Raw genomic sequence first — 23,877 nt, forward strand, 5'->3', positions numbered from 1 at the left:
GCAAGCGAATTCTACGAGGACGGCGTCTACGTCTTCCGAAAGTCAGATCACTCCCGACGGACCTCCGAACAAATGATCGCTTATTATGAGGGGCTCGTTCGCCGGTACCCGATCATCTCCCTCGAAGACGGGCTGGCCGAATCCGATTGGGACGGGTGGCGTCAGCTCACCGAGGCCCTCGGCGAACGCATTCAACTGGTCGGAGACGACCTCTTCGTCACCAACGTTCGGTTTCTCCAAAAAGGGATCGAGCAGAAGGTGGCCAATTCCATCCTCATCAAGGTGAACCAAATCGGCACCCTCACCGAGACGTTGCGCACGATGGAACTGGCGCGACAGCATCGCTACAGTTGCATCATCTCTCACCGATCGGGAGAAACGGAGGACACCTTCATTGCCGATCTCGCCGTCGCCACCGGCGCCGGTCAGATCAAAACCGGTTCGCTCAGTCGGACCGATCGGATCGCCAAATATAATCAACTGCTGCGCATCGAAGAAGACCTGGGCCGGGCCGCCCGCTATCCGGGTGCGGCGGCCTTCCCACCTCTTGTTCGGGGCTGAGCGAATGCGCGTTCTTGACATCGGCTGCGGTGCGCACAAGGTCCCTGGAGCCATCGGCATGGATGCCAACCCCCGCACGGCGGCCGATGTGCTGCATGATCTGGACGAAATTCCCTATCCCTTCCTCGCCGACTCCTTCGACGAAGTCATCGGACGACACGTCCTCGAACACGTGGACAATGTCATCGGCGTGATGACCGAGCTGCATCGCATCACGCGCGCCGGCGGCGTGATCAAAATTCTGGCCCCTCACTACACCAATCCCGACTGGGCGACTGATCCAACCCATCGCACTCACCTCAACAGCTTTTCCTTTCGCTGCTTCACCGACGAGGAGCCGCCCTTTCCCTTTTACACGACGGCCCGCTTCATCTTACGGCGGCGTCACGTCACCGTCCTCAACCTCTGGAAATACCTGGGCTGGGAGTGGATCATCAACCTCGACGAGCGATGGCCGCGCTTGCGCTTCACGCGCCGCTTCTGGGAACACTACCTGAGCTTCATCATCCGGGGAAAGGAAATCTACGTCGAGCTTGAGGTCGTCAAGTGACTCAGCGGGTGCGAAAGATTCCTCCGCCCGTGGTGCCGACGAGCACGGCGCCGCTGGCCGTCGTCAGAAACGAACGCACATCGGTAACCGTCAATCCCTGGTTGGCCTCCGTCCAGCTCATGGTTCCAGTGGGGGAAACATATATTCCGGCAAAGAGCGTGCCGGCAAAGATCTGTCCCGTCGGCGTCGCCGTCAGAATGCGAATGGAAAAATCTCCCAGACCCCGATTGCTCTCGATCCAGCTCGCTCCATCATCGTCGGAGCGAAAGACGCCGCTGCCATTGGTTCCGGCGAAGATCGCGCCGGTGGACGCCACGGCAAATGAGGTGACGTTGCCGTTGGAGAGTCCTCTATTGGACGGTTGCCAGGTGGCTCCCTGATCCGTCGAGCGGAAGACCCCGCTGCTTGTCGTTCCGGCCAGGATCAGTCCACGCGGCGTGAGCGCAAACGCCTGCACGTCGGGAGTCGTTTGACCGGTATCGGCGCGTGTCCAGGTCTCGCCGTTGTCCGTCGAGCGAAAGATTCCGTTGCTGGTTCCCGCCAGCACAACACCCGTACCGGTCACGGTCAGAGCTTTAATCTCCACCTCGGCGAGACCCTTATTCGTCCACGTTGCACCTCCATCGGTCGAACGGAAGACGCCCGCCGTACTTGTCCCCACAAAGAGATGACCCGTTGAGCGGTTGACAGCAATAGCCATGATGCGCGTGTTGGCGAAGGGGACGGAAAGGGCGGCCCAGGTCACCCCATCGTCACGCGAGCGAAAGAGAGCGCCGGCCGCTGTCCCGGGCAACGGACTATTGTCAATCGCGCCCGCGAAGATGGTGCCGTCCGGCGCCTGAACGAGCGCCTGCACATTCGTCTGCGTGAGCCCCGTGATTATCTGCACCCAGCTCTCGCCGCCCGTCGTCGAGCGAAAAACTCCCCCCACGAGCGTTCCGGCAAACAGATCGCCCGAAGCGCCGCCCGACAGCGTGGGAACCGACAGGTAGGTCAGTCCGTTATTGCTTGCCGCCCACGAAGCTCCCTGATCGCGCGAACGAAAGATCCCTCCGCCGTTGGTTCCGGCAAAGAGGTCGCCCTTTGCGCTGACGAATAATGACGCAACAACCAGATTCGTTAACCCCGTGTTCATCGGACTCCAGGAGGCTCCATCACCGTTCAATCGAAAGATCCCTCCCCCGTTCGTTCCGGCAAACACGGTCCCCGTCCGGGTGATCGTCAGCGACAGCACAATCGAACTCGTCAACCCTTGATCAATTCGCTTCCAGCTCGCCCCGTCATCAGTGGATTGGTAGACGGTATCCGCGGTCGCCGCGAAAATGCTCTTATCCGATGTTCGTGTGGCAAATCGCAAGACGACTAAACTCAGCGGCTCCGTCAACCCGTCGCTGCTCGGCATCCAGGTCGCTCCGTTATCCCGGGAACGAAAAACACCGCCGCCAAAGCTTCCCGCCAGAAGCGTCCCCGACGGTGTCACCGCCAGCGCGAAGATGAACAGAGTATCCAATCCGTTGTTGATCGGCGTCCAGCTTTCGCCATCATCGGTTGAACGGAAAACCCCACCGCCAGAAGTAGCCGCCAGCAAAGAGCCGGAGGGCGTTGTCGTCAACGCGAGCACTTCCAAACTGCTCAACCCGTTATTGACCGGCAACCAATTCGCTCCCCGGTCACGGGAGCGAAAGATACCGCCGCCGAACGTCCCGACAAAGAGGTCCCCCCTCGGGGACTCGACAATGGATGTGACATCTCCGCCATAGAGGCCGGTCGTCGCCGGTTGCCAACGGATTTGCGCCTGACCGCGACTCCCATAGGGGACGGCAAAAAGATGACCGAGGATAAGGATGAGAGCAGGTAAGCACCAACGGTGTCCGAAGCCAGACATTCGATCCCTCCTTCGAAAATCCCCGGGAGCGCACGCCTCCGGTGTGCTCGGTGGAGCCGAATACGAGGCCCGGGGGAAGCGGGCGCTCTCGGGTTTTTCACCTTTCGTGGCGTGCCTAAGCCCATGGGCGATTTCTCTAACATCGGCGCATCATCACGCCGGGGCATGTTATAGATTCCTCCAACCGTCGTCAAGACCAGGCCTGATCATAGCTGGTACCCAATCTACGAACATGGGCAATACGCTCGTGGAGTCTCGCAGGCCTCAACACGACGTCGGTTATGGCTTCCTCATGTGCTTGCGGCTATGGTGCTCCGTCTGACGCTGGAGGATACCGGGGAACTTCCAGAGCGATTTGAGACCGGAAATCGTCCCTGATCCGAAGGATGAAAAAGCCGCAGGCTCGAAATCCGGCTACAGTGGCGAAAACCGCAGGCTCGAAAGGCTGCGCGACAAGTCACAGGCTGGAAAGCCTGCGCGACAAGTCAGGGAGTATTACAAAGGAGAAGTTGAGGAGACACGGTTCACTCCCCGCGTCTCCCCCACTTCGAAGAGAAATCCAACGCGCGGTCAGGGCCTCGCGTGAGCCAATTCGCAGATTCGTTAGAGGGCGACGATAAATGCCGTGAGCAAAGCATTCGTCGCATTTCCACCAAAGGCCACGCCGAACAAAAGCGTTGACAGAAGTGCTGCTCCGGCGATGATCAGGTTCTCAAAGATGAAAACCGGCAGCGGCAGGAAAATGGATGCCACCAGAAAAACAATCTGCGGCATCACCGCTACCAGATGGGTCAAGGTCAATGGAATAGCCAACAGCAGACTTAGCGCGCTCAGCTTCTTCATCGTTCTCTCCTCCTTGTCGAATTATCCCTCACCCTCCGACCTGCCTTCCCGGTCGGAGTTGAGTTTGAGTTATTGGACTGCAGTCCTTATCGAGCGAAAATTATCAAACCAAGGAGCCCCGCCCGCCGAATGAGCAGGCCGAGCGAGCAACCGGGGCTCCCTTTCTCCCGGTTATGCGCCGATACCGAAAATGGCAAAGAGCTTGAACGGACAGGTCTTGACAAACCCGCTGTTATTACATGCTCCGCCTCCGCAGCAATCGGGGGTGCCGATGGCCTTAGCTGCGGCGTTTATATCCCCACCGGCTCCGGCAGCCGTGTTACAGTTGGTCGAAGTGGGCGGCGTGGGCGAGCCGCAACTAGCGTCTCCCTCGGCATCCGCCGGTCCCGTGTTCGCGCCCCACCAATTATTCGTCGCATCCAGGTCGTAACCGCACGTGCCAAAGTCGAGTGCGAGCGTGGTCGAGCCGGTGATGTTGTTGTTGTTGATGAGCGGGAACGGGGTAGTGCTGCAGGTGGTCGGGTCAACGGCCAAACCAGTGTCGTTATCGCGAATCACATTGGACTTGACGACCACATTGCTGCTGTCGTCAATCAAAATTCCTGTGGCTGCACCATAGTTCACCACAGTATTGCGCTGAATTGTTACATCCTCAACTCCCGGCGTTGAGGGATTATTTCCCTCTTCAACGACAATTCCGGCTCCGGTACATGTAAGGGCACCGGCCGAATCTCCCCCATCCACACGATTCCTCTCAACAACAACGCTGCCTGTGGTATCCGTAACCTGTATACCCGTACAAGTTCCACCAGCGTCCCCAGTATTTGTAATGCGATTGCCCCGAATGGTCACATTAATGGACGTATCCGTCCCATCAAGCTCAATACCGGCGTTAAACTCGCCTGTGATCCGGTTAGACAGGATGCGGAAAGGACCACCAGGGGCGCCCTGGTCTTGGAGAACGATCCCGCTGATACCAGAAGTTGTAGGGGACTCCCCTTGAATGGTCACTCCCTGGATCGTGACGGGGTTTCCAGCGCCCGTTCCAGTCCCATCATCAAAGAACCCAGCGCAACCATCCGGTACCGTGATAATCCCTCCGATCCAGGTGACGGCTCCCGCGCGATTGCGCAAATCCACGACCCCATTTGTGCACGTGCTCACGGTAACGCGGGCGACAAAGGCCAGCCGGGATTGGCTGACAATTGTGATGGGGCCAGGAACATTACCCCCACCACTGATGTCAATATCTCCTGTTTCCGTGATCGCTCCTGCGATTAAGAGCCTATCCCCGGATTGGATGTTTGGATCAGCCAATGCAGTACTGATGTCGGCGTAGACTTGACGGAGACGGACGTTTAACACACGGCCCTGCCCTCCCGGTCCCTGCGTCAGGGCAAGTTCGGGAACGATGAGCAGGGCTAAAACCGTGAGACCAACCAAGATCTTTCCACGTGTGAGTTTCATAGGTCCCATGCCCTCCCTTCTAAAATTTTTGCCTTCCTCGGTCAGGCGTTCCCGCCCGCCGGTTTTTTCGCCGAGTGAGAAGAAGCCACCCGTGGGTGGTATGTTCATTGCCATGTAACGACCAACAGCTCATGGGCGAGTTCCTGGTAACCGGCGTTATTTCCAATTTCTCAACACCCGTTTAGCCCAGGCCCCTATCCCTTTCCTCCCAAAACCGGCCCTAGAATAAATGAAAATTGGGGAGATGTCAAGAAAAAGGTTTATCCGGGGGACGAGGAAGCAGGTCCATCAGCCCGACCCGGAGGGGGTAAGGCAACTTATAGTCCCGCCCTCCGGGGCCAGATGTGTCCGTAGCCGTTGGCTCCCAAATGCCTCTCCGGCTCCGCCAGGCATGACAGGAGGGCTACAGGCTGCTCTGCCAGAGGCGATGTTCGCTTTAAACGTGCGATGCCTAACGGCGTCTGGAAGTGGTTGTCCACACCGTTCTGAAAGTCTTACCATCCGGTTGAAGATCGGAAGTTACCACCCGGTCCAACTGCGGGAATGGGACGGCGCCGTCGTCTTCTTCAGGTGCGCCAGGTCTCAGCCTCGAAAGCCTGCGCTCCGTGTCGTGAATGGGACGGTGCTGCTTGCCGTCCTCCTCAGGTGGGCCGCCCGCTCGCGCGGGCTCAGGGAAAAATGATGGGGCGTCGCCTGTCCTGGGGTTCGCTCGGGCTCACCCCAGGCTACTTTCGGACGCCCGCTTCGCGGACTCAGGTGCGGAATGCAGGTTCGCCCTCAAAGGGGTTCGCTCGCATTCGCCCCAGGCTATATCCGAGGCGGGTTCGGATGCGGGACGAGATAACGACCCTCGCCTTTCCAAACGGCATATCACTGGGCGACGGGTTTTTTGAATTTCGCGTCGTCAATCTCGACGTTGAGCTTGACCTCGGTGATACGAATCGTCAGGGTGAACACGGGCGTTGATTGACGAATCGTCATGGGCATCTTGAACCCGCCCACATCCTTATAGTCCTCGTAGGAGGTTTCGGTCGGTATTTTCCCTTGAGGCGTCTCCCGCTCGACATCAGTGCGCAGAAGCAATCCCGTCTCGGTGTCGAAGTACCACGTCTCGGTGGCTCCTTCCACGGGAGTGGCTTCGATGACATAGGCCGTGCGATCGCCGACTTTTTCCTTGCCCCGGACTTTCAGCGTGGGATAGAGTTCTTTTCGGCGAATTTCCCGGTAAAAATCGGCGTCGAGTTTGACGGCTGCCAGTTCGGTGCCGGTCAGCTCCCGAAGACCGGACGTGGGGTCCTGAGACCAGGCGACGGTTCCATCGAATCCCTGCTGGAACGTGCCGAATCCGGGGAGAGTAAACGTAAGGATAGTTTTGTTCGGTGCTTTGGCATAGCTTTCAAAGTCCCCGGCGGCTCCCATGGCCGGAATCTCGAAGGTTCCTCTGACCAGGCGGCTGGTGACTTTCTCCATCGCCGCTTTGCCTCCCAATGCGTCAACGTAGGCGGTGAGGATGTGATCCGCCGTCGGGAGCGATTCCACTGCGGGAGCCGCCTCCGCCGGTTTTGGTGGCGTTTGCTGGGGATTTTGTGCTCCCGCGCCGAGGGCGCCCACGATGAGGATCACACTGATCGAAAGAATCTGTCGCATAGGTCCTCCTTTGGAGAATCACCACAGATGACCACGGATGGACACAGATTTATGGGACACGGATCGGGTGAGACGATCCGTGTTCATCCGTCGTGATGATTTTCGGTGCTTCTGAAGATACTCGATGGCGGCTTCCAGAGCCGGGTCGCCTCCGTCGAGCAGGGCGCGTCGGGTAAGTCGAATCTCGATGTCGGGGACGACACCCCGCCCTTCGAGCATCGTTCCCCGGGGAGTGATGAAGTCGGCGATAGCGTATTGAAAGAGCGCTCCCGTCGGCAGCCGGTGAAAGATCGAGGGCAAGGCGGCGCCCAGACTGCGTTCGCCGATGACGATGGCGCGTCCGATCTCCTGCAATCCCGCCGCGAAGATTTCGGTGGTGGATCCGCTGCCGCCATCAATGAGGATCACCACCGGACCGGTATAAGGATTCGGTTGGGGAAAGACGACAAAATTCTGATAGCCGGTGCGCATGTTCATCCGTCCGAGCGACAGTTGGCGCGTCTCCAGCAATCCCGCGATCCCCGGAGCCATGCCTCCGATTCCTCCGGGATTTCCCCGGAGATCGAAGATGAGTCCCGGAGCGTCGCTCATCGCACGAATGGCCGCGCGAATCTTCTCCATCAGGGGAACGACAAAGACATTGAACCGAATATAGCCGATGCCTCCGGCCAGGCGCCGGGCCTCAAACTCCGTGTACTGAGAGGGGAAATTTCCAAGCGGCGGCGACATTTCTCCTTTGAGCGGCTGGCGCACGAGCACAACTTCCCGCTGGCGATCCTGTTCGTCTAAATAGACGAGGCGAACGGAAGTCCCCGCGCGTCCGAGCAGTCGGTCGCGCAGCGCACGAACGAGACGGAGGGTGCGTCGGGCATCGGGTTCCCGGCTGGACGCAAATCGTTCTTTGATTCGCTCGACGGGCGTGTCTTCGATTTGAAGGAGAATGAACCCCGGTCGAAGTCCGGCGCGGGCTGCTGCCGAGTCCGGTTCCACGCGAGTAATGACGGCCTGTCCATCGAGAATCCGAAGATCAAGCCCCACGCCGGCGCCAGCGTGCTCGCTGGATTCCTCCTCGATGAATGTCCCCGGAGGATAGATATTGAAATGCGACTGCCGCAGCTCGCCGAGCATCTGCTGAAGCAGATCGTAGAACTCCTGATCGGTGGTGATCGCGTCCAGTCGCGGGCGATATTTCTGTCGCACCTGATCCCAATCCACGCCGCCAAAGGTAGGATCAAAATGTTTCTCTTTAACCGTCGTCCAGACGATGTCGAACGCTTCCCGCCGCAGTTCCGCCGGCGTCCTGGCCGGAGCGACGCTGGCGACCGATTGCGCTTGTGCCCACGCCGGAGTCAGCGTCCGCCCTGGAATAATTGGCAGGGGGAATGCTCCGAGCAGTATCAGGCAAAGAATCTTCCGCATCCGTCGTCCTCCCGATGGTCCTCCGTCGCCCGCTCGAGTCAGGTGAGGCATCCACCCGACCCACTACGATCAAGGAACAAGCGTCAAGCGCGGCGAGATCGTCAGGTTGGTCACGAGCAGGTCTTCCTTATGCTTGATCATGTCTTCGCGGCTGTACCAGGCGAGTTCAAAATTCGGCCCCATGGTGATGGCATCCTTGGGACAGGCTTCTTCGCAGTAGCCGCAGAAAATGCATTTGCCGTAGTCAATGTCATAGACCCTGGCATAGCGGATATCCACGCCGATGCGTTCGGGATAGGGGCGGAGGTCCTCGGCGGCTTCAATGTAGATGGCGTCGGCCGGACAGGCAATGGCGCAGAGGAAACAGGCCACGCATTTCTCCCGACCGTTTTCATCAACGTGGAGAATGTGCTGACCGCGAAATCGGCGTTCGAGGACGACCGGCTCATCGGGGTACTGCGTCGTCACCCGATCGGGCAGATGCTTAAACGTCGTCGCCAGTCCCTGCGCAATGGCCTTGACGATTTCCAGCACCGACATAGTTTCGCCTCCTCTTGTGGCGCTACATCTGCGCTACGCGTAGCGCGGGCTTTCCAGCCTGCGGCTTTCCTCATCTCCGCAGACTAGAAAGTCTGCGCTACGTCTCGCAGACTAGAAACTCTGCGCTACGTCTCGCAGACTTGAAAGTCTGCGCTACGTCCGCGCTACGTGTAGCGCAGGCTTTCGAGCCTGCGGTTTTTCGCATTGTAGCGCGGGCTTTCCAGCCTGCGGCTTTCCTCATCTCCGCAGACTAGAAAGTCTGCGCTACGTCTCGCAGACTGGAAAGTCTGCGCGACAATGAAGGCCCATTGTAGCAGAGAACCGCTGTCTCGCCTAGCCGAAACGATGGAGATACCGGTCCGCATGTCGTTGTGAACAGTGCGCGTTGCCTTCACCGCTGATGGTGGATATGACAGATGGCGACGGCCAGAGCATCGGCAGCGTCATGGGGTTGTGGCACCGTCGGCAAGCGCAGAAGGATTTTCACCATCTGCTGCACCTGATGTTTTTCCGCTCGACCATAGCCGGTAATGGCGCTTTTGACTTCGAGGGGAGAATACTCGTAGATCGGCAGACCGGCCCGCGCGGCGACCAGGAGCGCTACTCCGCGAACCTGACCGAGCTTGAGCGCCGTTTTGACATTGACGGCGTAGAAAGCTTCTTCGAGCGCGACGGCATCGGGTTTCACACGCTCGATGAGGCTTTGCAGGTGTTGCTCGATGTAGAGGAGTTTCTCGGCAAAACTCGCTTTTGGTCGGGGTCGGATCGTTCCGTACTCGGCCAGCCGATGAATTCGGCCATCGGTATCAATCACTCCGTAGCCGGTCGTTTCGCTCCCCGGATCAATGCCCAAAACTCTCATACGTACTTTTCTCGGACCTGCCGCACGACATTTGCGCTACCAGCTCCGCCGTCTCCTTCGCCCGACGAGGCTTCAGACCAGACAAGGTTAACCTGCTCTTCGGGAGGGGACAAGCGTCCGGCAACCGCTTCAAACAGCGCGCTCAAAAACGGGATTAAGGATGAGGAAGGGGCGTCGTCGCCAACGGATGGGTGATCCGGGGAACCTCTTCATCCGTGAGGAGTGGGACTAATGCAGCGGATCATAGGGGTTCCTCCGGCGTGATGATTTTTTCGCTTTTACCCCGGCTGGTGGAGACTTCCTTTTTTCACGAAGCCGATAGGGAAACGATTACTTTTTCGGGCACCTTGACGGGTTTGTTCGTGCACTGGTAGCTTGTGATGTTCCATCACAGCGATGAATTCACTGCACGAGGAAGAAGTTCTCGGCAAAGCCTATGACGCGCGGCTGATGCGCCGGCTGCTCGGCTACGTGCGGCCGCATCGCCGGAAGCTCCTGGCGGCCATCGGCGTGATTTCGCTGGCCTCGATCCTTGAACTGGCCGGGCCGGCCCTCACCGTTGCGGCCGTGGACTTGTTCATCAACCCGAAACCGGAGGAACAGCTCAGCTCGGTGTCAGCCGTGGCCGATCGGCTTCTGGACGAACTGGGGCTGAAGCTGTCGCCGATCATGGGACTGAACCTCATCGGAGGTCTCTTTCTTCTGGCTCTCGTTGCCAATTTCGCCCTCGATTACAGCCAAACGGTACTCGTGCAATCGCTCGGTCAGGAGATCATGTACGACCTCCGCCGGCAGATTTTCGATCATCTACAGGAGAGCGATATCGCATTCTATGATCGAAATCCGGTCGGGCGGTTGATGACGCGGCTGACGACTGATGTGGACGCGCTCAACGAACTGTTCACCGCCGGCGTCGTGGCATTCTTTCAGGATGTTTTCACGCTCGTCGGCATCATGGCCCTGATGTTCTATCTCGACTGGAAGCTGGCGCTCGTCGCCTTCGCTGTCCTGCCGCTTCTTGTCGCCCTCACGCTCTGGTTTAAGATCAATGCCCGCGAGTCCTACCGGAAAGTGCGCGTGCGAATTGCCCGAATCAACGCCTTTCTTCAGGAACACATCAGCGGCATGGCGACGGTGCAGCTCTTCAACCGACAGGAGCGAGCCAGGCGAGATTTTGATGCCATCAACGATGATCACCGGCGGGCGAATATCGAATCCATCTTCTACTATGCCGTTTTCTATCCGGCGGTGGAACTGATCAGTGCCATCGGCATTGCGGCGATTATCTGGTATGGTGGGGGCCAGGTCATCCGGGGAACGCTCACCATCGGCGCTCTCATCGGGTTCATCCAGCTCTCTCAACGATTCTTCTACCCCATTTCCGATTTGAGCGAGAAATACAACATCCTGCAAGCGGCGATGGCTTCCTCCGAACGCATCTTCAAACTGCTGGATACGCCCCGTCGCATCATTGGACCGGTCATCGGACATGCTCCGGCGGTCGTGCAGGGGCATATTGAATTTCGCCATGTGTGGTTCGCCTATACGGATGAGGACTGGGTCTTGCGCGATGTCTCATTCGAGATTCGTCCCGGCGAGCGCGTGGCGATTGTCGGGCATACCGGAGCCGGCAAGACGACGATCACGAATCTGCTGCTACGATTCTACGACATTCAACGGGGTGAGATTCTCCTCGACGGCGTGGACATTCGCCGCTGGGATCTCGCGGCGTTGCGACGTGCGTTCGCCATCGTTTTGCAGGATGTCTTTCTCTTCTCCGGCGACATTGAAACGAACATTCGCCTTGGTGCCGAGCACATCACATCGGAGGACGTCGTCCGGGCGGCCCGCGAGGTTCACGCCCACGAGTTCATCGAGAACCTCCCCGGCGGCTACCGGGCGGAAGTGAAAGAACGGGGAGCGACGCTCTCAACCGGGCAAAAACAACTGATCGCGTTTGCCCGGGCGCTGGTCTTCAACCCCCGCATTTTGATCCTCGATGAAGCGACGGCCAACATTGACACCCAGACGGAACTTCTCATTCAGCAGGCGCTCGAACGTCTGCTGCAAGGGCGAACGAGCCTCATCATCGCTCATCGGCTCTCGACCATTCAGCACGCCGACCGCATCATTGTGCTTCATAAAGGCAAGGTACGTGAAGTCGGCACCCACAGCGAATTGCTCGGTCAACGAGGACTCTACTATCGGCTCTACCAGTTACAATACAAAGACCAGGAACTCCTGATGGCCGGTGACTGAGAGGCAGTAGCGGCATCGCCCGTCCCGGACCGCGAGAAAATTACTGCGATCTCCCCGGCTGATATGGTGCTCCCGATGCAACATGATCCGCAGCCGGGAGCCACCTACGCGAAGAGAGGTATAGCGATTTTCGATTTCCTGTGTCCTGGGAGCGCTCGCCTCGTGCGGGCAGAGGCACGCGAGAAAGCATGTGCTCCCAGGGTAAACTCAGTTGCCCATTGCCCCAATGCCCATCTTCACCCCGATATACGTGTCGCTCGATTTTGAAAAGCGCTGCACGTGATCCCCCAAGAAGATCCGTCCTCGGCGGCTGACGGCCGCGAGACGCTTTCCATGCGCAAAGGGGGATTTATCGGTCGGGCTGAAGCGCAGGTTATGGCATCGCGTAGTAACCGGATCGCGCGCGGGCCGTCAGCTTCCCTCGCTGCTTATCCGGCAGAACTTCGACGCGAACGGCTCGCCAGCTTCCATCGCGCTGGGGATTTGTCGGGTAGTAGCCGATGACATACTGGGTGCGAAGCTCGCGAGCAATAGTTTGGGCGATGGGTTCCAGCTCATCGAGGCTTTCCGGGAAGAAGGCCCGGCCTCCGGAGATGCGCGAGACATCCTCCAGCAGTTTGCGCGCTTTTTTCTCCTGGCCGCTCAATCGGCGGCTCTCGGTCTGGTGAAAGATCGAGTACTCACCCAATCCTTCCGGAAATCCAATGGCGAAGACCTGAACCTCGGACCGGCGCAGGGCTTCGATGACCTGATCGCGTTTATAGTAGCTATCGCGTTCCTCGCCATCGCTGACGACAACGATGGCTTTTCGGCGGTGTTTGCCTTTGCTGTGAGCGTGCTCGACCGAGAGATAGACGGCATCGAGTAAAGCCGTCTGGCCGCTGGCCACCAGGCTGTCAAGCGCATCCTCGATCAGCCGCGCATCGTCGGTGAAATCCTCCAGCAGTTCCGCGTCCCCCTTAAACTCGACCAGGAAGAATTCGTCCTGAGGATGACTCTGGCGAATGAGGCTCTTGGCCGCGGCGATGACTTTGGGGAGCTTCTTCTTCATGCTGCCGCTTGTGTCCAGCACCAGTCCGATGCTGGCCGGATATTCCTCGCGGGCGAAGAAGGCGATCTCCTGTTTGACGTTATTCTCAAAGACGACGAACCGGTCCCTGTCCAGATCGGCGACGGGTTGATTTTTCTCATCGGTGACCGTGACATCCACAATGACCAGCTCGCTGGAGAGCTTGACAACATCCCCGGATTCCTCACCGGGCGGCGTCGGTTTTTTCTTCTCGGCCTGTTTGTTCGTTTGCGAGTGGACCGCGGCCGACGCGAGCGGACGATAAGAGCCGAAATGTGAGATCGGAGCCGCGAAGGGACCGACGAGCAGCGCTCCGCCAAGACTCAGGGCGAGGCTCCAGCGGCAGTACCATCTCAGGTTGTGAAAACGGATTCGATGCATCAGCGATGACCTCGCGCCCCCGTCGGTCTCATACCTCAGTTCTGGACCGCATAATACCCATCCCGCGCTCGCACGGTGAGGCGAGGCAGTCCCCGCGGAGGATTGACCCTCACCCGGAGTTTTCGCCACTCGCCCTCGCGCGGCGGATTCGTGGGATAAAACCCGAGACTGTATTGATGACGCAACTCCAGAGCGATGCGGGCAATCACATCATCAAGCTCGACCGGCGTATCGGGAAAGAAGGCCCGCCCGCCGGTGAGCGACGTGATCTCTTCCAGAATCGAATGGCCGAGCGCTTCCGCGCTCTGGCCGCGCTCGTAGAGCCCAAAAATGCCAATGGCATAAATCTGGACATCGGATTCCTTCACCCGCTCTCGCAGTTGACCGTAGGTATAACGGGATGAGTTATCCTGCCCATCGCTGATGATGAGAAGGGCTTTGCGAGGATGCTTCCCCTGACGGATTTTCTCCAGAGCGAGATAGGTCGCATCATAGAGCGCCGTCCGCCCGCTGGGATCAATCAACGTGAGCTTGGACATGATCTGTTCGGCGCTGGAGGTGAAATCCTGAACCAGTTGCGCCTGATGATTGAAGCCAATGACGCAAAACTCGTCATCGGGATGGCTCGTGTCAATGAACCGACGCAGCGCTATCCGGGCACGATTGACTTTCTCTCTCATGCTCCCTGAGACATCGAAGACAATGCCGATGCTGATCGGAGCATCTTCCTCGGCGAAGAAGACGATTTCCTGTTTGACCTTGTCATCGTAGACCTCAAAGTGCTCTCGCCGGAGGCCGGTGACATAACGTTCGTAAGGGTCCATGACCGTGACCGGAACGACCACCAGGTTCGTTCCCAGGCGAACGACGGGAGCTTGATCGGGGGGAGGGTTCTGCGAGGACGGCGGGGACTGGTGGGCATCGCTCAGACGGCTTCCCAGCAGGATCATGACTGCGGCCGCTGCCAGTTTCCTCATCGGCCCTCCTCTCCCCCTTCCGCCATTCCGTGCGTCGGGGGCTGAACGATTTCTGCTGTCCAGCCTCATTTTATCAACATTATCCCACCAACGCCAATTCGTTCCGTGACCACTCCAGCAAGAAAGGTAGCGCGGACTTTCCAGTCTGCGAACCGCAGGCTGGAAAGCCTGCGCCACAAGGAAACGCGGGCTCGAAAGCCCGCGCCACATGGACACGTCACGACGAATGTGAAACGGCCCTACTCGATGGTGAGCGATTTGACCTTGATGGTGTCGCCTTCACGATCTCCGGTAACCGTCACGCGAATGCCCTCTTTCTTTTTCGTTGCCTTGAGGGCGTCGAGCGCCTGCTTGTTTCCCGCCTCGTCGAACTTCAGATAGGTTCCGTCGGACGTGAGAATACCGTAGCCGCTCGTGGAGCATTGAATGAGGCATTGGGTCGGGTGCTTGTCCGGATTGGCTTTGACTTTGGACTGGCACATCGTGTCAATGAGCGGGGCATTCTTCCATGTCTCGGCCCACGCGAGGACCGGGAGCATCAATGTCAGAATACCGGGAAGAAGCAGCGATATCAGTTTTTTCATAATCATCATCCTCCTTGCATCAGTCTTATTCGGCCTTCCTCCTGTTGTATGTGTAATTGTGCGGGGGAGACCTTCTTTTTGCAAGAGGGATAAACCGCCCGTGCGGGCCGCCCTGCCAGAGCAGGGCCACGTTCAACACAACAGCGCCCCCCGCCCCCTCAACTCCTCAAAGACTACTGGAAGCCAGACCTCTCCCCACCGTCACGGCGAAAAGGTGACCTCTTGTTAACCGACAGATAGTGCCGGCTTGCAGAAGCAGGCGGCAAAGGAGGAGGCCTGGGAACGCGGGCATCATGCCTGCTGTGTTTGCCCGACAAGAGGACACCCGCTCTTGTGCACGGGGCGCTTCCGGGATCCTCATCAGTGGGGGGACGATTCCCTCAAGCGCGGCTCTCTCGGGCCACCCGCATGACCGAAGCGGGAGCCGGGGTGAGCCGCGTGGGGTTGTCAGCAAGCGGCACATTGACAGGCCACTCATCAAGTCCCTATTATTAAGCCGCTCGTGCTGAGAGGCGCTGGATGTTCAGTAAAGTCATCGGCTTGTATGGGGGGAGAGCACGAGACGCGCTGGCGGCGTGGTTGGCTTCGTATAATCCCAATCCCAATGCGCTGACCTTGCTGGGATTTTTCATCACCGTCCTTGTCGGTGTCCTGTTTGCTCTGGGACAGTTCCTTCAGGCCGGATTGCTTTTGATTCTCACGGGGGCGCTGGACATCCTCGATGGGACGGTTGCGCGGGTGACCCGGCGGGTGACGGCTTTCGGAGCCTTCTTCGATTCGGCCATGGATCGGTACTCGGACCTCATCCTGTTTATCGGGCTGATGATCTTTTACGCGCGTCCCGGCCCTCGGCACAGCCTGATGACCGTGATCGTTGCGGCGGTGGCGCTGATGGGATCGGTGATGACGAGCTACGCGCGCGCCCGCGCGGAATCGTTGATTCCCCACTGTCGGATTGGATTTCTTGAGCGCCCGGAGCGCATTGTTCTGCTCATCATCGGGTCGTTGACCGAAGCGGCGGGAGCCGAGAACAGCTACTTTCTTCACAAAATGCCCGCCGTTCTCTGGGTCATTGCTGTCCTCTCGCACTGGACGGTTGCCCAGCGAATCTATCACACCTGGTGGTACCTGAAGCAGATGGACGAAGCCTCCCGTCGGGCGGCAGAATCGGTTCACGTCTCTGCGTGGCAGGAGCACCGCGCGTCGGCATCGGCGGCTTCCTCCATGTGGGGTCAGGTGAGGGAGAACAAACAATGAAAAAGAGTGTCCGCGATGTGCCATCTGTTCGTGCCTGTCCGTGTTGTGGACGAGATGTCGCGCGAGATCGTGACATCTGTTCCTGTGGAGCCCGCTGGGTGGGACCTTCGCTGGTCGGGCCGGAGAATCCCGTTCCTCGACTGGGGGCTCCCCTGACGGCTCTGGCCCTGCTGATCCTCGGCGTCATTGTCGAGGGGATGCTCGTTGCTCGTGATGTCTACCTGAGCGAGTACATCTGGACGGAAGCTCTGGCGCGGGCGCTGGTGAATTACTCGAAGGTTTTTGTCCCGGTGGGCGTGGTTGTTCTGTGCATTGCCGCCTGGGGAATGCGGGCAACGCGACGGGACCCACAACGGTATGGAGGACGACGGCTCTCGCGGACCACGGCGGCTCTGACGCTCGGTGTGATTGTTCTTCATGCGGCTGTATTCGCCACGCAGATTCCCCGGCTCCTGGAGAACCGACGGATCAAACGCCTGGCGGCAACGCGGGCGAATCTCTATCATCTGGCTCGCGCCATTGAAGCCTATAAAGAACAGTATGGCACCTACCCGCGCCGCCTGCTGGATCTGCAAGAGATGGATCCGAGCTTCAAACCGGTGGTGGACTACTGGGGCCGCGAATTCGTCTACCAGACGACGACGAGCGCGATTGCGGCCACGTCAGGCCCGCCCCCCTTTCAAAACTACCAATTGATCTCCAAAGGTCCTGATGGCATCCTCGGCACGGCCGATGATATTGTCCTGCAAGATGACGTCCTGGTTTCCCCGGCGGCGACGGCTCAGGAGAGGGCTCCCGACGCCCTGTCACCTCCACCTGGCCCGAGACGACCACCGACGAGATGACTTCCCGATGACCCGACCGACATAATGTTCCGTAAAATCCTCATCGCCAATCGGGGCGAGATCGCCGTCAGAATCATTCGCGCCTGCCGCGAGATGGGGATCAGTCCGGTCGTTGTTTACTCCGAAGCCGACGAGAATTCCCTTCATGTACGACTGGCCGATGAAGCCTACTTTCTGGGTCCCTCGCCTCCGACGGAGAGCTATCTGCGAGCCGACAAGATCATTGCGGCCGCGCGTGCCGCCCGGGCCGATGCCATTCACCCGGGATACGGATTCCTGGCGGAGAATGCCGGTTTTGCCCGAGCGGTCGTCGAAGCGGGGCTCTGTTTCATTGGTCCCTCGTGGCAGGCCATCGAACGTTTGGGCAGTAAGACGGAGGCGCGACGGATCGCGCGCGAGGCCGGCATTCCCATCGTTCCGGGGACGGCCGAACCGATCACCAACGCCGAGCATGCGCACCAGGTGGCCGCCCGCATCGGCTATCCCCTCCTGCTCAAAGCCGTCGCCGGAGGCGGCGGGAAAGGAATGCGCCTGGTCACAAGCGCCGAGGAACTGGAAAGCGCCCTGGCTCTGGCCCAGGCAGAAGCGCAGGCCGCCTTCAAAGATCCGACGGTTTACATCGAGAAAGCCCTGCCTCACCCGCGTCATATCGAGATTCAACTTCTGGCCGATCAGCAGGGCCACATCATCTATCTGGGAGAACGGGAATGTTCCATCCAGCGGCGCCATCAAAAAGTGATCGAAGAATGCCCGTCGAGTCTGGATGATCCGGAACTGCGTCGGCGCATGGGGGAAGCCGCTGTTCGATTGGCCCGCGCCGCCGGCTATACCAATGCGGGAACCGTGGAATTTCTCGTGGATGAAGAGAAAAACTTCTACTTCCTCGAAGTCAACGCGCGACTTCAGGTCGAGCATCCCGTGACCGAGATGGTCACGGGAATTGATCTCGTCCAGCAGCAAATCCGACTGGCTGCCGGCGAATCGCTCACCCTGCGACAGGAGGAGATCAGTCTCCGCGGTTCCGCCATCCAGTGTCGGATGTACGCCGAAGATCCCGACAACAACTTCTTCCCCTCGCCCGGACGCATCGAGAGTCTGCATTTTCCCTCCGGGCCCGGTGTTCGCGTTGACAGCGGAGTCTTTCCCGGCTGGGTGGTGCCGATGGAGTACGATCCCCTTTTGGCCAAACTCATCGTCTGGGGGCGGTCTCGCTCCGAGGCGATTGATCGGATGCGGCGGGCCCTCGACGAGTGCCTCATCGCGGGAATCGGCTCGACGCTGGAGCTGTATCGGGCGATCTTTCGTGACCCCGATTTCCTGGCCGGGCGCATTCACACGGGCTATCTCGATCATTTCCTGGCGACGCGATGGCGCAGTTTTTCCCGGGATGACACGGCTCATCTCCAGCTTCTGCGCGACCTCGCCTGCATCGCCGCGACTTTTCATGTGGCGACGGTCACGCCGTCCACGACTCCTGCTCCGACGGATTCGCCCAGCCTCTGGAAGACCCAGGGCCGCCTGGCGCTTCAGCGGTCAAGGCTATGAAATACGAAGTGGAGATCGAGCAGACGCGCTATCGCGTCACCCTCGAAGGAAGCGGCGGTGACATCAGAGCCCGGGTGGAGGATCGGTGCTACGAGGTGAGGATCCTGAATCCGGAACCCGGCGTCTACACGGTGCTTGTCGGCCCCCGCGTCTTCCCCCTGCGCGTCGCGCCACCGTCGCCCAACGGAACTGTCTCCGTCACCGTGGGTCATCAGCGCTTTGACGTTCGCCTCATTGACCGTCGCCATCGCCCGCGAGCGGTTGATCACGGACGCCAGGGACGGGTCGAAGTCACGGCTCGCATGCCGGGAAAAATCGTGCGCGTTCTCGCTTCTGCCCCCACGGAGATCAAAGCTGGTGAAGGAATTCTCGTCATCGAAGCCATGAAAATGCAAAATGAAGTCCGCGCTCCCACGTCAGGGCAGCTCGTCGAGATCATGGTCCGGGAAGGCCAGACGGTTAACGCCGGCGACATTCTCGCCGTCATCGAATAGAGCCCTCTGAAAGGAGCCTGCAAAAGATGCGAAATGACACGCAAGAACACTCCTCCTCGTCCTCCGAAGGCCGAAGCGAGGATGCTTTCTTGACATTGCCGAAGGTGGCTCCTATACTCCAGGCTCGGTTTTTGCCGATGGAACAACAGCGGAAACGTTTTTGGATGAAGCTGGAGCGGAAGCGATTTTTCCTCTGTCTGGCCGCCCTCGTGGTGGCACTCTTCATGGGAATTATCGTTGGTTATGCCGTTCCGTTTCCCGAAGACGCGTTCCCCCGCCAGGACGTTCTGGGAGCCTCGACGGTCATGCAGGATGTCCGAAACGTGCGCACGTTCCGCATGATCTTTTTCAACAACACGCGAGTGTTTCTGCTGATGGCCGTGGGCATTCTCACCGGCGGATTGGTGTCGCTGGGGGAGGCGTTCGTGATCGGCTACATGGTCGGAGTGTTCTCGAAAATCGCCACCGCGCAATCCATGCCGGTGCCGATTCTGCTGGCCGCTCTGGCCCCACATGGTTTGTTCGAGCTGGCATCATTTATGACCGTCGGTGCGCTCGGATTGTATTTTGCCTCCCGCATCTACCAAAGTGTCAAAGGACAGGTGATTGACTGGACTCAGGAAGTGATCCTCTACGCCAAGGTCGCGGCAGCCTGCTACATCGTGCTCTTTGTGGCCGCCCTGATCGAGGTCTACGTGACACCCACCATCCTCCATCACCTGATCACCTGAGGAAGGACAGGCTATGGCTGTTCCGATCGAAGCTCCTCGTTTCGATGTCAAGCTGACGAGATATAATCTCGCCGTGCTCGCTTACTTTCTCCTGCTCATGACGACTCAATACGCTCTGGCGTACAAATATCTCCTCTTCATCCCGGAGAAATGGCGGGGCGTGGCGACCATGAGCACTCTCGTCTTCTTTGGTTTTCAGGCGCTGTTCATGGTGGCGGTGATTCCTCTGGGCATGGCCTTCATCTACAGTTGGCTCTACCTGATTGACATTCGAGCCTCGGTCAAAAGTCTTTATCCGATCGTCGTCACGTCGCTCACGCCCTTCTACATCCTTCTGGGGGTGATGATCGTCTACGGCGTCTTCTTCCTGGAGGTGAGTCTGCAGCCAACCGAAGATGTCCAGCGGTTGTCCGAGATGATCCGGGCCGATGTGGAGCGCCAGGTTCGTTCGGGGACCTTTCCTTTGTCTCGGCTGGGGCCGGTGGCCGCCCTCCTGAGCATTCTGTTGTGCGCCTATCTTCTCTATAAGCGGCTGGACCTGAGATCGCTCGTCGCCCGGCAACTGAGTCAGTGGCCGTCGTGGCTCGGTGCCATTGATCGCCGCGCCAATCTCGGAGCGATTATTGCGGCATTGATCCCGCTGACATTTGCCGGTTCTCTCTTCATCTTCCAGAAGTTGAGCGGGCTGCTCGCCACCAATGTGATGGAGAAGCTGCTCCATCCCCCCCGCTGATGGGCATCAAGCTTCTGGCTGTTGATGTTGACGGGACGCTCCTGACGTCCGAGTACACGATTTCGTCCGCGACCCGTCGGGCGATTGATGAGATACGTCAGCGCGGCATCCTTCTGGTCCTCGTCACCGGTCGTCGGTTCGCCCTTGCGCGGCCGATTGCTCTGGAGCTGGGACTGACGACGCCTCTCATCACCCACAGCGGAGCCCTCATCAAGGACATTCACACACTGGACGCGATCGCCGTTGATCTGCTCGGAGCGGACCTGGCTCGCCATGTGATCGAGTGCGCCCGACGCAGCGGCGTGGACATCGTCTGCTGCGATGATCCCTGGGGAATGGGCAAGACGGTGATTGACCGCATCTCGACGGAAAACGCGCCTCTCCGCCGGTATCTGGAGCGGCTGCCCGATGTGGTCATGGCGACGACGGATCTCCTCTCCTACGTTGACCACGACATCATCAACCTGATGACGATTGATCGCCCGCCGGTGATGGAGGAATTCGCCCGGACGCTTCAGAACACTTTTGGCTCTCAGGTGAAAGTCCTCAAGACGGTTTATCCGAAACGGGGCATGACAGTGGTGGACGTCCTCTCTCCGACGTGCTCGAAGGCGCGCGCCCTCGATAGAGTCGTCCGGGGCTACGGTTTCTCTCCGGCGGAGGTCATGGCCGTCGGAGACAACCAGAACGACCTCGACATGCTGGAGTATGCCGGCGTGAGCGTGGTGATGGGGAACGCCGAACCGGAGCTGAAGACCCTCGGATATCCTCTGACGCGCCCCAACGATGAGGATGGGCTGGCTGAGGCCATTGATCGCTTTTTACTGGGGCGTGCATAGCTCGTAGAGCAAAATCTCCAACTGGTGTTCGGGTGATCCCAGGGAGCTTTTAATAGCCTCGTCCACGGCTGCGATCCGTTTGATTCCCGCGATAATCTCATCGAGGGGAATCCGACGGACTTTCTCATTGAATCGTCCGGCCAGCGCGGGAGGCTTCCCGACGGCTCTGGCGACGTCGGCGGCCGATTTCCCCTGACTCATCATTTCCTTGGCCAGGAGCATTCGCCGGTAGACGCTGGCAATGAGGCCGAGAATTTTCACCGGTTCCTCCCCGGCATCGAGTTGTCGCCGCAGCACGCGCCAGGCGCGGACGCGATCACGAGCGAGAATCAGATCCTCCAGTTCGAACGTCGAGTGTTCGCGCAGGTGAGGGACGAGCGCCTCCACATCCGACCGCGCGATCACCCCCTGACCGCCGACGTAGGTGATTAACTTCTCCAGCTCGTGAGAAAGAAGCATGAGATCGGTCCCCACCAGGCCGATGAGCAGGGCTGCCGTCGCCTCCTCCATGAAGCAGTGGTAGCGACGAAGATAGGCCTGAACCCACCGAAGCGCCTCGGCCTCCGTGAGCCGCCGAAACTCCACCGCCGTGCAGGCTTTGAGGAGCGCCGTCATCAGGGTCAATCGCCGGTCGAGTCGCTGGACGATGAAAACAACGGTCGTCGTCTCGCATGGATGTTTGAGATATTCGATGAGGGCATCCTGTTCGACATCCGAGGGAGCAGAGGACGCTTCATCCGCCGCCGCTCTCCCCTTTCTCTCGATATCGTAGACGAGAACGATTCGCCGCCGGGAAAAGACCGGCATCTCCTGAGCGGCGGCGACGATGTCCCGAAGATCTGTCTTCAGCGCCGAAAATCGCGCGAGATTGAACTCGCGATACGCCGGATCGAGCCCCTTCTCCGTGAGCGTGCGAATGGCCTGCCGGAGAGAGTACTCCTCGATGGCATAGCGATCGTCATCGGCGGATCTCTTCGCTCCTTCGGGGATCAACCCGGTGAAGAGATAGAGCGGCTCGATGGCTCCCTGTTCGACGTTGCGCTCGAATTCCTGCGGCGTGAGCTTTTTCATCGTCGTCCTCGGCAGTCTCTCCGTTCTCCCTCCGGGCGATTGCGTGCTTCCGAGCAACGGACGCGGACGAACCTCCCGTTTCGCCCCCTCATAATCCGCTGAGAATCGTGGAGACGAGGCTGCGAGCAAACTCTCGGGCAATACGGTCAACGGCGGGACCTTCTTCGTCGAACAAGCTCTCGGGCCCTTCGGGCAGCTCGAACTCTCCGCGAAAGACGAGATTCTGATTGTCGAACAAGACCCGATTCGTCGAGCGATCCCGCAGCGTCACGGCCACCGAGATCGTCACCTGGTAGACGCGAATGCGACCGGCTTCATCGAGGAGGGCTCCGCTGAGCGCGACCGATCGAATAGTTCCGCTGAGCACGGCATCGGCGTCCTGCGGATGAGCGGTGATGCGCAGACGCCGACCGCGACGGAGCACTTCGGCGATGACGGCCTGAGTGAATCGTTGCTCGACGCGGTAGTGGAGACTCGCATTTTGAAAGGGCGGGATGGCAATGGTGCGAATGTGCGAGGGCAGGCGCGTCGCGCTTCCGGCCCGCCGATAGCCGCACATCTCACCCGGAAGGATCACAATGGCCAGCGCCAGAGTGAGGGCGACTTCTCTCATGAAGTCCTCACCTCGGCATATCCCCCTATGCCGGAAGCAGCGTGATGGCGTTCCTCCTCGGATGGAGAGTCAGGTCTTTCCCCCACGCAATACTGTCTCGGATCGGGACGAGCATGCCTCTTCCCTCCGGGCCGCGACCGTCAGCTCACGACGACGTTGACCAATCGTTCCGGCACGACGATGACCTTCACGACCCTCTTCCCATCAATGAAGGCTCTGACGCGCTCGTCGGCCAGCGCCGCGCGTTCGTACTCTTCGCGGGGCGTTCCCGGAGGCAGGAAGATGCGACTGCGGAGCTTTCCATTGACCTGAACCGGGATCTCCAGCGTCTCCTCGCGGGCGAGCGCCTCATCGAAGGTGGGCCAGGACTGTCGGGTGAGACTCGTCGTCTGGCCGAGACCCTCCCACATCTCCTCCGCAACGTGAGGGGCAAAAGGCGCCAGCAACGTGACGAGCGTGCGCAGGGCATCACCCATGACGGCGCGATCCGTTTCACCGGCCGCTTCCGGACCGCCGACCTCGCCGTCGAAATCGGCGATGGCGTTGAGCAACTCCATCAATTTGGCGATCGCTGTGTTCAACTGGAGATCGGTCTCGAAATCCTGCGTGACGCCGCGAATCGTCTGATGCGTCTTTCGCACGAGCGCCCGCTGGGCGGGAGTGAGCTGTTCTCTCGGCACGGCGGGAGCGTCCGCGACAGCCGTC

The 23,877-nt window shown here is 59.3% G+C and carries 23 protein-coding genes; 10 read left to right on the forward strand and 13 right to left on the reverse strand.

The window, feature by feature from the left end:
• Positions 1 to 561, forward strand: a 561-nt coding sequence (gene eno, locus VNM72_08755; GenBank protein ID HXF05492.1) for a phosphopyruvate hydratase, incomplete at its 5' end; no start/stop codon positions are given.
• Between the two features lie 4 nt (positions 562 to 565).
• Positions 566 to 1,111 (forward strand): methyltransferase domain-containing protein, encoded by a 546-nt coding sequence (locus VNM72_08760; protein ID HXF05493.1) that lies wholly within the window; start codon positions 566 to 568, stop codon positions 1,109 to 1,111.
• 1 nt (position 1,112) lies between these two features.
• Here VNM72_08760 and VNM72_08765 read toward each other — a convergent pair whose 3' ends face one another.
• The 7 genes from VNM72_08765 to ruvC all read right to left on the reverse strand — a co-directional run bounded on the left by VNM72_08765 (position 1,113) and on the right by ruvC (position 9,774).
• Positions 1,113 to 2,996: a YCF48-related protein gene (locus tag VNM72_08765; GenBank protein ID HXF05494.1), complete on the reverse strand. Its 1,884-nt coding sequence runs from the start codon at positions 2,994 to 2,996 to the stop codon at positions 1,113 to 1,115.
• Positions 2,997 to 3,599: 603 nt separating this feature from the next.
• Positions 3,600 to 3,839 carry a hypothetical protein gene (locus VNM72_08770; GenBank protein HXF05495.1) on the reverse strand — a complete coding sequence of 80 codons (240 nt, stop codon included), beginning with the start codon at positions 3,837 to 3,839 and terminating at the stop codon, positions 3,600 to 3,602.
• A 171-nt stretch (positions 3,840 to 4,010) separates the two neighbouring features.
• Positions 4,011 to 5,306: a right-handed parallel beta-helix repeat-containing protein gene (locus VNM72_08775; GenBank protein ID HXF05496.1), complete on the reverse strand. Its 1,296-nt coding sequence runs from the start codon at positions 5,304 to 5,306 to the stop codon at positions 4,011 to 4,013.
• An 870-nt stretch (positions 5,307 to 6,176) separates the two neighbouring features.
• Positions 6,177 to 6,953, reverse strand: a complete 777-nt coding sequence (locus VNM72_08780; protein ID HXF05497.1) for a hypothetical protein — start codon at positions 6,951 to 6,953, stop codon at positions 6,177 to 6,179.
• Positions 6,954 to 6,971: 18 nt separating this feature from the next.
• Positions 6,972 to 8,372, reverse strand: a complete 1,401-nt coding sequence (locus tag VNM72_08785) for a S41 family peptidase (protein HXF05498.1) — start codon at positions 8,370 to 8,372, stop codon at positions 6,972 to 6,974.
• Positions 8,373 to 8,441: 69 nt separating this feature from the next.
• Entirely contained in the window at positions 8,442 to 8,912 is a 471-nt protein-coding gene (locus VNM72_08790; protein ID HXF05499.1) for an NADH-quinone oxidoreductase subunit I, read from the reverse strand.
• Between the two features lie 391 nt (positions 8,913 to 9,303).
• A complete protein-coding gene (ruvC, locus tag VNM72_08795) occupies positions 9,304 to 9,774 on the reverse strand; it encodes a crossover junction endodeoxyribonuclease RuvC (protein HXF05500.1) in 471 nt (156 codons plus the stop codon).
• Positions 9,775 to 10,170: 396 nt separating this feature from the next.
• Between ruvC and VNM72_08800 the strand changes: the two genes are divergently transcribed.
• Positions 10,171 to 12,033 (forward strand): ABC transporter ATP-binding protein, encoded by a 1,863-nt coding sequence (locus VNM72_08800; GenBank protein ID HXF05501.1) that lies wholly within the window; start codon positions 10,171 to 10,173, stop codon positions 12,031 to 12,033.
• Positions 12,034 to 12,406: 373 nt separating this feature from the next.
• Here VNM72_08800 and VNM72_08805 read toward each other — a convergent pair whose 3' ends face one another.
• The 3 genes from VNM72_08805 to VNM72_08815 form a co-directional block, all read right to left on the reverse strand.
• Entirely contained in the window at positions 12,407 to 13,483 is a 1,077-nt protein-coding gene (locus VNM72_08805) for a VWA domain-containing protein (GenBank protein HXF05502.1), read from the reverse strand.
• A gap of 35 nt (positions 13,484 to 13,518) precedes the next feature.
• Positions 13,519 to 14,460 (reverse strand): VWA domain-containing protein, encoded by a 942-nt coding sequence (locus tag VNM72_08810; GenBank protein HXF05503.1) that lies wholly within the window; start codon positions 14,458 to 14,460, stop codon positions 13,519 to 13,521.
• 239 nt (positions 14,461 to 14,699) lie between these two features.
• Positions 14,700 to 15,044, reverse strand: a complete 345-nt coding sequence (locus tag VNM72_08815) for a hypothetical protein (GenBank protein HXF05504.1) — start codon at positions 15,042 to 15,044, stop codon at positions 14,700 to 14,702.
• A 519-nt stretch (positions 15,045 to 15,563) separates the two neighbouring features.
• Between VNM72_08815 and VNM72_08820 the strand changes: the two genes are divergently transcribed.
• The 7 genes from VNM72_08820 (at position 15,564) to VNM72_08850 (ending at position 21,488) form a co-directional block, all read left to right on the forward strand.
• Positions 15,564 to 16,301, forward strand: a complete 738-nt coding sequence (locus VNM72_08820; protein ID HXF05505.1) for a CDP-alcohol phosphatidyltransferase family protein — start codon at positions 15,564 to 15,566, stop codon at positions 16,299 to 16,301.
• Positions 16,298 to 17,146: a hypothetical protein gene (locus tag VNM72_08825; GenBank protein ID HXF05506.1), complete on the forward strand. Its 849-nt coding sequence runs from the start codon at positions 16,298 to 16,300 to the stop codon at positions 17,144 to 17,146. The genes VNM72_08820 and VNM72_08825 overlap by 4 nt, the downstream gene beginning before the upstream one ends.
• Positions 17,147 to 17,170: 24 nt before the next feature.
• Entirely contained in the window at positions 17,171 to 18,691 is a 1,521-nt protein-coding gene (locus VNM72_08830; protein ID HXF05507.1) for an acetyl-CoA carboxylase biotin carboxylase subunit, read from the forward strand.
• Positions 18,688 to 19,185, forward strand: coding sequence for a biotin/lipoyl-containing protein (locus VNM72_08835; GenBank protein ID HXF05508.1), 498 nt, complete (start codon positions 18,688 to 18,690; stop codon positions 19,183 to 19,185). Before VNM72_08830 ends, VNM72_08835 begins: the two co-directional genes overlap by 4 nt.
• Positions 19,186 to 19,349: 164 nt before the next feature.
• The gene (locus VNM72_08840; protein ID HXF05509.1) at positions 19,350 to 19,916 is read left to right on the forward strand and encodes a stage II sporulation protein M; all 567 of its coding nucleotides are present in this window, start codon (positions 19,350 to 19,352) and stop codon (positions 19,914 to 19,916) included.
• Between the two features lie 13 nt (positions 19,917 to 19,929).
• Positions 19,930 to 20,649, forward strand: a complete 720-nt coding sequence (locus VNM72_08845) for a hypothetical protein (GenBank protein HXF05510.1) — start codon at positions 19,930 to 19,932, stop codon at positions 20,647 to 20,649.
• Complete coding sequence (locus VNM72_08850; protein ID HXF05511.1) at positions 20,649 to 21,488, forward strand: Cof-type HAD-IIB family hydrolase; 840 nt, start codon at positions 20,649 to 20,651, stop codon at positions 21,486 to 21,488. The genes VNM72_08845 and VNM72_08850 overlap by 1 nt, the downstream gene beginning before the upstream one ends.
• On the opposite strand, the gene holA is transcribed toward VNM72_08850, so the two are convergent.
• The 3 genes from holA to VNM72_08865 form a co-directional block, all read right to left on the reverse strand.
• Positions 21,471 to 22,559 (reverse strand): DNA polymerase III subunit delta, encoded by a 1,089-nt coding sequence (holA, locus tag VNM72_08855; GenBank protein ID HXF05512.1) that lies wholly within the window; start codon positions 22,557 to 22,559, stop codon positions 21,471 to 21,473. The genes VNM72_08850 and holA overlap by 18 nt on opposite strands.
• 88 nt (positions 22,560 to 22,647) lie before the next feature.
• The gene (locus VNM72_08860) at positions 22,648 to 23,172 is read right to left on the reverse strand and encodes an LptE family protein (GenBank protein ID HXF05513.1); all 525 of its coding nucleotides are present in this window, start codon (positions 23,170 to 23,172) and stop codon (positions 22,648 to 22,650) included.
• 140 nt (positions 23,173 to 23,312) lie between these two features.
• The coding region (locus tag VNM72_08865) for a class I tRNA ligase family protein (protein ID HXF05514.1) at positions 23,313 to 23,877 on the reverse strand (565 nt) is incomplete at its 5' end.

This window comes from Blastocatellia bacterium, assembly GCA_035573895.1.
Classification (GTDB): domain Bacteria; phylum Acidobacteriota; class Blastocatellia; order HR10; family HR10; genus DATLZR01.

Excerpts from the sequence above, each read along its gene's own strand:
- VNM72_08800 (HXF05501.1), top strand. The coding sequence starts at position 10,171 with ATGAATTCACTGCACGAGGAAGAAGTTCTCGGCAAAGCCTATGACGCG.
- VNM72_08790 (HXF05499.1), bottom strand. The coding sequence starts at position 8,912 with ATGTCGGTGCTGGAAATCGTCAAGGCCATTGCGCAGGGACTGGCGACG.
- VNM72_08775 (HXF05496.1), bottom strand. The coding sequence starts at position 5,306 with ATGAAACTCACACGTGGAAAGATCTTGGTTGGTCTCACGGTTTTAGCC.
- VNM72_08860 (HXF05513.1), bottom strand. The coding sequence starts at position 23,172 with ATGAGAGAAGTCGCCCTCACTCTGGCGCTGGCCATTGTGATCCTTCCG.
- VNM72_08825 (HXF05506.1), top strand. The coding sequence starts at position 16,298 with ATGAAAAAGAGTGTCCGCGATGTGCCATCTGTTCGTGCCTGTCCGTGT.
- VNM72_08770 (HXF05495.1), bottom strand. The coding sequence starts at position 3,839 with ATGAAGAAGCTGAGCGCGCTAAGTCTGCTGTTGGCTATTCCATTGACC.
- VNM72_08840 (HXF05509.1), top strand. The coding sequence starts at position 19,350 with ATGAAGCTGGAGCGGAAGCGATTTTTCCTCTGTCTGGCCGCCCTCGTG.
- VNM72_08765 (HXF05494.1), bottom strand. The coding sequence starts at position 2,996 with ATGTCTGGCTTCGGACACCGTTGGTGCTTACCTGCTCTCATCCTTATC.
- VNM72_08845 (HXF05510.1), top strand. The coding sequence starts at position 19,930 with ATGGCTGTTCCGATCGAAGCTCCTCGTTTCGATGTCAAGCTGACGAGA.
- VNM72_08805 (HXF05502.1), bottom strand. The coding sequence starts at position 13,483 with ATGCATCGAATCCGTTTTCACAACCTGAGATGGTACTGCCGCTGGAGC.
- VNM72_08850 (HXF05511.1), top strand. The coding sequence starts at position 20,649 with ATGGGCATCAAGCTTCTGGCTGTTGATGTTGACGGGACGCTCCTGACG.
- VNM72_08810 (HXF05503.1), bottom strand. The coding sequence starts at position 14,460 with ATGAGGAAACTGGCAGCGGCCGCAGTCATGATCCTGCTGGGAAGCCGT.
- VNM72_08815 (HXF05504.1), bottom strand. The coding sequence starts at position 15,044 with ATGAAAAAACTGATATCGCTGCTTCTTCCCGGTATTCTGACATTGATG.
- VNM72_08780 (HXF05497.1), bottom strand. The coding sequence starts at position 6,953 with ATGCGACAGATTCTTTCGATCAGTGTGATCCTCATCGTGGGCGCCCTC.
- VNM72_08820 (HXF05505.1), top strand. The coding sequence starts at position 15,564 with ATGTTCAGTAAAGTCATCGGCTTGTATGGGGGGAGAGCACGAGACGCG.
- holA (HXF05512.1), bottom strand. The coding sequence starts at position 22,559 with ATGAAAAAGCTCACGCCGCAGGAATTCGAGCGCAACGTCGAACAGGGA.
- VNM72_08835 (HXF05508.1), top strand. The coding sequence starts at position 18,688 with ATGAAATACGAAGTGGAGATCGAGCAGACGCGCTATCGCGTCACCCTC.
- VNM72_08760 (HXF05493.1), top strand. The coding sequence starts at position 566 with ATGCGCGTTCTTGACATCGGCTGCGGTGCGCACAAGGTCCCTGGAGCC.
- ruvC (HXF05500.1), bottom strand. The coding sequence starts at position 9,774 with ATGAGAGTTTTGGGCATTGATCCGGGGAGCGAAACGACCGGCTACGGA.
- VNM72_08830 (HXF05507.1), top strand. The coding sequence starts at position 17,171 with ATGTTCCGTAAAATCCTCATCGCCAATCGGGGCGAGATCGCCGTCAGA.
- VNM72_08785 (HXF05498.1), bottom strand. The coding sequence starts at position 8,372 with ATGCGGAAGATTCTTTGCCTGATACTGCTCGGAGCATTCCCCCTGCCA.